This window comes from Micromonospora sp. NPDC023814 (assembly GCF_040639595.1).
In the GTDB taxonomy this organism is placed as follows: domain Bacteria; phylum Actinomycetota; class Actinomycetes; order Mycobacteriales; family Micromonosporaceae; genus Micromonospora.
The window spans coordinates 40543-47359 of the sequence record NZ_JBFAAF010000023.1 but is presented as its reverse complement, the minus strand read 5'-3'; the positions used below and the strand labels follow the sequence as shown (position 1 = coordinate 47359).

Here is a 6817-nt window from a genome sequence, read left to right as displayed (position 1 = left end):
CGCGCAACGCCTCCGTTCCCTGCCCCTGGTCGCTCAGTGCGAATCACTCAGCGGTGCAGACCACCGCCCCCGCCCTCGGCCATCTCGTCTCCGCGGATCAACCCCGCGCGCCACCGCTCATGTCCGGGACCATTTCGTTGATGGTGGCCTCGGTGTTCTCCCCGACACGGAAAACGTTGTGCAACTTCTCGCCCTGGAATCCGGCCGCCTGAGCCAGCTTGGCGTACGCCATGAGCACGATGCCCGCGAGCACTTGCTGCACGGCCGCGACGGCCTGCAGGCTCAGTTCGTCGTCCGCGGGGACGCCGGCCGCCCACCGGCACTCGGCGATCTGGCGCACCGGGTCCACCGTGCTGATCAGGTGGTCCTTGAACTGGAGCACCGCCGGCACATTCTGGAGCAGAATATCCCCGTGGTGCTCGATCCGTTGCCCGCTCATGACGCCGCCGGCCCGGTCCGCCGGTCGGCACCGCCGGAAACCATGCTGGCGATGCCCTCGACAAGTTCCTCGATGCTCCCGGCCGACTGCGCGGCGTCGTCGAGGCCGGTGAGGTGACGCGTCAGCTCGGCGGTGCCGGCCATCGTCTTGCGCTGGGCCTTCTCGCGGGCGGTACGTGCCGTCGTCACGATCAGGTCGGCCAGCTCGGCTGGCGCGAGTCGCCGGTAGGCGTCCCCGTTGAAAGTGATCCGGGTCAGCTCGCCGTGGCCACCCACGGTCACCGACAGCAGCTTCTTCTTGTCCTCCACGGTGGTCTGCGCCCGGGCCACGCGCCGGCGTACCCGGTCGGCCGCCTCGTCGACGTCCTTCAGGGCCGCCCGCATCTCGGCCAACAGTTCCTCGTCGCCCAACATGCTCATCCGACTACCTCCTCTTCTATCCCACGGCTGACCTGCGGCCTGGGTTCACTTCGGTGCAACAGTGTTTAACGGCCCCGGTACCGGCGGCGTTCATCCTGGCTGCCGGGGCGCTCGTCGACCGGCAGGCCGAACTCGTCGTCCTCGACCCGGGTGTCCCGACCGCGCCGGCCGATCACCGCGGGCGCACAGTCGGGGTCGGTGCCCCAGACCTTCTCGTCCTCCTTCAACCAGGTGCTGCGCTGGCGATCACGGTCCTGCCCTTGATGTGGTGCGCCACCCATGCCCGGCATCATCGGAGGCATGAACGGCATCCCACCGCCCGGCATCCCACCGCCCGGCATACCGCCCCCGCCGGGCTGCGGGAGACCAGCACCGGCACCCGGGCCTGTATTCAGGTTGGTCCCGACCGGGCCTCCGACGGGCACCCCCAGCTTGTCCGGGTTCAGCGCCCCGGGCGAGCCGGATACGCCCGGCACCGCCGACAGACCCCCGGTGCCGACCTGCACCCCGGGAACGTGCGGGAAGCTGGCCGAGCCGGGTCTCGTGACGTCGCCGAGTGCCGGAGGGGCGGTGCTCCCGGTCATACCCGGCTTCGGCGACACGTCCTTACCGTCGACCGTGGTCGGGAACGCACTCCGGTCAATCGGTGCCGACGGCCCGGTGTCGGGCCACGGCAACCTGCCCGCGTCCAGGCCCGGCACGGACCCACCCCCGCCGGAACTCCCCGACGGGTTGGGCGGCAGCCCGAGTTTCGCCCGCTCTTCCGGCGACAGCGGGACATCGTCCAGCAGGCCGCCGCGTTGCAGCGCGTCGAGCTGATCCGGATTGAGCTGACCGAGATTCGTCGCACCGCCCGGCGACAGACCGTTCTTCCGCAGGTGGTCAGCCTGCTCAGCGGTCAGCGGCACGTCGTCCAGCAGCCCCGCCCCGTCCAGCCGCTGCAACTGGGACGGCGTCAGGTCACCCAACGACTGCGGCCCGTTCAGGCCGAGCTTCGCCCGCTGGTCGTTGGTGAGGGGGGTCTCGTCCAGCAGCCCGCCGCGATCCAACGCGTCGAGCTGATCCGGGCTGAGCTGACCGAGATTCGTCGCACCGCCCGGCGACAGACCGTTCTTCCGCAGGTAGTCAGCCTGCTCAGCCGTCAGCGGCACATCGTCCAGCAGCCCGGCCTTGTCCAGTTGCTCCAACTGGGACGGCGTCAGGTCACCCAACGACTGCGGCCCGGACGGCTTGCGGTTGATCCCGAGATTGCTGGTCGGCAGGGAACTGCCCGCGCCACCACCGGTGAACGGATTCTCCAGGCCACCGCCGGCAGACGGGGTGACCGGTTTGGGGGCCGGAATGGGGGGAAGGCCGCTCGCGCCACCGCCGCCAACCACAGCATCCAAGCCGCCATTGGCGAACGGATTACCCGCGCCACCGCCCTCGGACGGCATGCCCGACTTGACCTTCAGGTCGGTGGGAAGGCCGCCGCCGGCGCCACCACCGAACGGATTCTCCGCGCCGCCACCAAAGGAACCATCCAAGCCATTGGCGAACGGATTACCCGCACCACCGCCGGCGCCCGAGTTGGGCATCATGCTGGCGGGAAGGTCGCCGCCGGCGCCACCACCGAAGGAACCACCCAAGCCATTGGCGAACGGATTACCCGCGCCACCACCCTCGGACGGCATGCCCGACTTGACCTTCAGGTCGGTGGGAAGGCCGCCGCCGGCGCCACCACCGAACGGATTCTCCGCGCCACCGCCAAAGGCACCACCCAAGCCATTGGCGAACGGATTACCCGCACCACCACCGGCGCCCGAGTTGGGCATCATGCTGGCGGGCATGAAAGCACCGCCACCGGTGCCGTTGGCGAACGGGTTACCCACGCCGCCGCCGTTGGGGAACGGGTTGCCGAAGTTGGCTCCCACGTTCGCGAACGGGTTACCCACGTTCGCGAACGGATTGCCCATGTTCGCGAAGGGGTTACCCACGTTCGCGAACGGATTGCCCATGTTCGCGAAGGGGTTACCCATGTTCGCGAACGGGTTGCCCCAGTTGGCGAAGGGGTTACCCATGTTCCCGAACGGGTTGTTGGCGAAGCCGCCGTTGGGCATCCCCACGTCGTTGGGCATCGGGTTCGGTGGCACCGGCTTCGGGTCGGTGATGCTCATCGGGTTGCGCGCCTCGGCGAACACCGACACCAACTTCTTCGCCGCGAGTATCGCCGGCTCGAAGGTCTTGAGGGCGTTGTCGGCCCACATCTGGCGCAGATGCCGGTCCAGCTTGTTCCACTCGGGGATGCTGAACGCGTCGAACGGGTGGTACTTCACCCACGCGGGCGGCGTCCACGTGACGATACCCGCGTCCGAGCCACCGTACTTGGTGCCACGGTATTCCGATCCCGCTTCGTCCCCGGTCTCGGCGTACTGCTGACCCAGGTCCCAGGCGTTCGACTGGCCGTCGTGCAGGTCGCCGTACTCGAGCGTGCTCTCGTTGAACATCTGGGCGATGACCCGGTACGGGTGCTGCCAGATGCCGGCCGGGTGGATCGAGGACCACTTCTCGAAGGTGTCGGCCACCGCCGTGATGAAGTCCCTCATGGCCTGCTCGACCTGGGCCAGCGAGGTGTCCCACTGCTTGGCCTGGGGCATGATGTCCGCGAGGTACTTGTTCGCCTCCTGCACCCGGTGCCGCCAGGCTGATTCGGCGGAGCCCTTGAAGTCGGGGCTCTTGGCGTTCACCGACTTGACCTGATCGGTCAGCTCGCTCGAGATCCCCAGCGCGTGGGTGGTCAGGTTGGCCAGGATCTCGCGGACCGACCCGATCGAGTCCGGGTCGAACGCCTTGTTCGGCCCGGCCACCTTGGGCAGGTCGGCGATCATCCGCTCCCACGCGTTGCCGAGCGAGACGACCGGGTTGCCGTCGGGGTTGGTCGAGTTCCCCGGGTCGGTGGTGTTGCGCTCCTGCTTCTGGGTGTCGTCCCGGCTGGTCACGCCCACCCACACCGTCACCCGGGTGATGTGCTTGTACACCCCTTTCTGCTTCCACCGGTAGAAGGTGACCGCGTCCTTGTTGTACTCCGGCATCCACCCGCCCTGCACGTTTGACTTGAGGGTGCTCGTCTGGGTGATCAGCCAGTAACCGGGGCCCTTGATGGTCCGCGGTCGGAAGTTGTCGTTGATGGAAGCCTTTTCCCCGCCCTCTCCACCGCCGAGCACCAGCCCCAGAATGCTCGCCAGGGCATCCTCGAACGTCGCGGTGTTCGCCATGACTAACCCCCGGCTTTGGGCATGAAGTACTCGAACTGCTCGGCGCTCAGCGTGCTCGTCTGCTCGACGGCGTCGGAGTCGGCCAGCAGGAACTTGATGCCGTGCTCCAGGTTGTTGAGCTCGGTTCGCGCGCCCTTGAGCCGGTTGGCCAGGCCGGCCCGGACGACTTCGATCGCCCCCGTCAGATCCTCCGCCTCGGTGAAGCCCTTCGGGCCGAGGCGCAGCTTGAACTGCTTCGTGATGTCGACGGTGGAATCCGGCAGGGAGCCGTACGGGTAGTTCTTGCCGTACATCAGGTCGATCTCGTCGACCTGCTTGGTGTAGGTGCCGTGCAGCTTCCGCAGGTAGCTCTCGTTGATGACGATGTTCTTCATCGTGTCTTTCCTCTCTCGATGGAGACGGGTCAGCGGGACTCGGCTGTCCGCACCCGACGAAAACCGAGGTCGGGGTGAGTCCGTGGACGGCGGCGGGTCAGACGCACCGGTCCACCCGACGGTGCGGTGGACCGGTACGTCTGACCCGGTATCGGCTCGGCAGGATTGCCGTCCCGGCCTCGTGCGGCGTCAGGTTCGGCGGGGTGCTAGCTGAAGATGGCCGCGCCCCGGTTGTCGCCGTGCTGGTAGTTCATGTTGATCTCCTGAAGGCGCGCCTGCCCCACGGACAGGGCCACCCTCATCTCCTGCTGGCCCTGGTTCCACAGCGCCTGGGCGGCCTTGTAGGCCTCCGGCGCCTGACCGTTGTTGGCCTCGGTGAACCTACCCACCGAGACCTGGAGGGTCGCCAGCGACTGGTCAAGCTGGCGGGTCTCCCTGGCCATTTCGTCGGCGACGTTCTGAACCGCGCCGGGGTTGATGCTGTAGTTGGCCATTCTCGGCCTCCTTGTCGTTCGTCGGTCCGGGTTTCGTCGGCCCGGTTTCTACAGGTGAGGGCTCGGCGGTCAGCCGCGGGCCCAGCCACCGGACAGCAGGGCGCTGTCGTCTTCGGTCGTGGTGGTCAGCTGCGCGTACTGCTGCATGTTGTCGTTGAGCATGTCCAGGCCCTGCTGGACCTTCATGAACCCGTTCAGCCACTGCTGGACGGCCTGCTGGAACCGCGGCGCGGCCGCGTCGCTCTGCCACTGGGCGGACAGGTTGTTGCTGGCGGCCGTGACGTTGTTGTGGCTGTCCTTGGCCTCGGCCTGCGCATGGCCGAACGCCATGACCATGTTCTTGATGGTCGCCTCATCGGCGACAATTCCCTGCCTGTTGATTGGCATGACTCTCCTTGTCTTCTATCGGTCGTGTTGTTGCGATAGGTGGGACGTGTGCTCGTATCCGCCTCGTCCGCCCGGAGGGGCGGGCCGCTCGGCGGGACGTTCGGGTACCCCGCGGCCTCACCTCCCTTCCGGCCGGACCAACGCCGGCCCGGGAGGCAACATCGCGACCAGCGCGGTGGGCATGACCACCGCCTGGTTGAGGGAGTAGCCCAGGGTGGTGACGTCGCCGCCCATGATCGGGTAGGCGACCCCCCGCTCGTTGACCAGCAGGCCCTGCTGCCGCCACCGGTCGGTGTCGGCGTCAGCCGGGGGCATCAGCAGCGCTCCCCCGCCCGACGGCACCCGTACCGTCAAGGCGGTCTTCCCGCCGCTGCCGCCGGTCGGCATGCCGGTCCCACTGGCCACGACGACCGTCGGCTTCTCGCCGACCTGGCCCGCGTACTCCACGCAGACCACGGCGTCCTCGGGCATGGACGGTGGTGCCGGAGGGGTGGCCGGCAGCGTGGTCAGCGGGCGCACCGGGCTGCGCTGGCCGGCGACGGCCAGATCGGCCGCGCTGATGGCGGTCTCCGTGGCCGCGCCCGGCGTGGCCCGCCGCAACCGGTACTCGGTCTCGGTCAGCGGGGCCAGCCCGTCGGCGGTCATCAGGTAGTGACCGACCGTGCCGTTGCCCATGTCCACGGCGAACATCTGGCCGATCGACGTCGGCCGGCCGGCCACCTTCGGGCCTGCGCTGCCGGCCCGAGCCACCTTCGGCGGGCCGACCGTGCCGCCCAGCGGGATCGACTCCAGCCAGGCGGTCGCCACCGGTACCGGAGCGAGCAGCCCCAGCCCCAGCACGTCGGCCATCCACGGCTGGGGAAGGAGCAGCCGCCGCCCGCCCCACAGCAGGTAGGTCTTGCCGCCCGCGGTGACCGGCAGCGCCTGCCCCTCGCCGAGCGGATCGGGGGCCGCCGGCACGTCGACGTCGAGCACGACCCGGCCGGTGTCCCGGCTACAGGCCCGCCACACGCCCTGGTTGACCCGGTTGGCCGCGGGGAGCACCTGCGGCCCGGCCGGGATGCCCACCGCGGGGCCCTGCGGCACCTTGGCGAGTTTGGCCGAGGACACGGTGACCGGGGTGAGTCGACCGCCGGCCAGCAGCGTGGCCGTCGCCACGTCGTTGACCATGCGCAGCTGGCCGTCGACCAGCACGTACCGCGCCCCGGTCGAGGCGTCCACCACCAACATCCGTGGCTGCTGCCAACTGGTCGAGCCCGATCCCGGCAACAGCGCCCAGATCGCGACCCCGGCCAGCAGCAGGATCCCGAACACGAGACCGGCGAGTGTGCCGGTGCGGTCCCGGCGGGTCGGGGACTCGGCGGTCTCCGGCTCGGCCCGCACCAGCGCGCCGGTCACCCGGGTCATCATGTACCGCTGGGCGTCCACCTGGTCACGACGCGACGACATG

At 69.0% G+C, this 6817-nt stretch carries 7 protein-coding genes; all 7 read right to left on the bottom strand.

The genetic code is table 11. The features are described 5' to 3' along the window. Positions 1–97: 97 nt before the first annotated feature. The 7 genes from AB0G14_RS15020 to eccB all read right to left on the bottom strand — a co-directional run bounded on the left by AB0G14_RS15020 (position 98) and on the right by eccB (position 6816). A complete protein-coding gene (locus tag AB0G14_RS15020; RefSeq protein WP_357697536.1) occupies positions 98–439 on the bottom strand; it encodes a hypothetical protein in 342 nt (113 codons plus the stop codon). Continuing rightward, the gene (locus tag AB0G14_RS15015; RefSeq protein WP_285789051.1) at positions 436–858 is read right to left on the bottom strand and encodes a YbaB/EbfC family nucleoid-associated protein; all 423 of its coding nucleotides are present in this window, start codon (positions 856–858) and stop codon (positions 436–438) included. The genes AB0G14_RS15020 and AB0G14_RS15015 overlap by 4 nt, the downstream gene beginning before the upstream one ends. A gap of 65 nt (positions 859–923) precedes the next feature. Further along, positions 924–4112: a hypothetical protein gene (locus AB0G14_RS15010; protein WP_357697533.1), complete on the bottom strand. Its 3189-nt coding sequence runs from the start codon at positions 4110–4112 to the stop codon at positions 924–926. A gap of 2 nt (positions 4113–4114) precedes the next feature. After that, positions 4115–4486, bottom strand: a complete 372-nt coding sequence (locus tag AB0G14_RS15005; protein ID WP_357697531.1) for a hypothetical protein — start codon at positions 4484–4486, stop codon at positions 4115–4117. 206 nt (positions 4487–4692) lie between these two features. Beyond that, positions 4693–4980 (bottom strand): WXG100 family type VII secretion target, encoded by a 288-nt coding sequence (locus AB0G14_RS15000; RefSeq protein WP_357697529.1) that lies wholly within the window; start codon positions 4978–4980, stop codon positions 4693–4695. Positions 4981–5049: 69 nt separating this feature from the next. Then, the gene (locus tag AB0G14_RS14995; protein WP_357697527.1) at positions 5050–5367 is read right to left on the bottom strand and encodes a WXG100 family type VII secretion target; all 318 of its coding nucleotides are present in this window, start codon (positions 5365–5367) and stop codon (positions 5050–5052) included. Between the two features lie 117 nt (positions 5368–5484). Further along, a complete protein-coding gene (gene eccB / locus AB0G14_RS14990) occupies positions 5485–6816 on the bottom strand; it encodes a type VII secretion protein EccB (protein WP_357697525.1) in 1332 nt (443 codons plus the stop codon). Position 6817: the final 1 nt, after the last annotated feature.

Bases quoted from the DNA above. Each gene is read 5' to 3' on its own strand.
- AB0G14_RS15020 (WP_357697536.1), bottom strand. From the start codon at position 439: ATGAGCGGGCAACGGATCGAGCACCACGGGGATATTCTGCTCCAGAAT.
- AB0G14_RS15015 (WP_285789051.1), bottom strand. From the start codon at position 858: ATGAGCATGTTGGGCGACGAGGAACTGTTGGCCGAGATGCGGGCGGCC.
- AB0G14_RS15010 (WP_357697533.1), bottom strand. From the start codon at position 4,112: ATGGCGAACACCGCGACGTTCGAGGATGCCCTGGCGAGCATTCTGGGG.
- AB0G14_RS15005 (WP_357697531.1), bottom strand. From the start codon at position 4,486: ATGAAGAACATCGTCATCAACGAGAGCTACCTGCGGAAGCTGCACGGC.
- AB0G14_RS15000 (WP_357697529.1), bottom strand. From the start codon at position 4,980: ATGGCCAACTACAGCATCAACCCCGGCGCGGTTCAGAACGTCGCCGAC.
- AB0G14_RS14995 (WP_357697527.1), bottom strand. From the start codon at position 5,367: ATGCCAATCAACAGGCAGGGAATTGTCGCCGATGAGGCGACCATCAAG.
- eccB (WP_357697525.1), bottom strand. From the start codon at position 6,816: ATGTCGTCGCGTCGTGACCAGGTGGACGCCCAGCGGTACATGATGACC.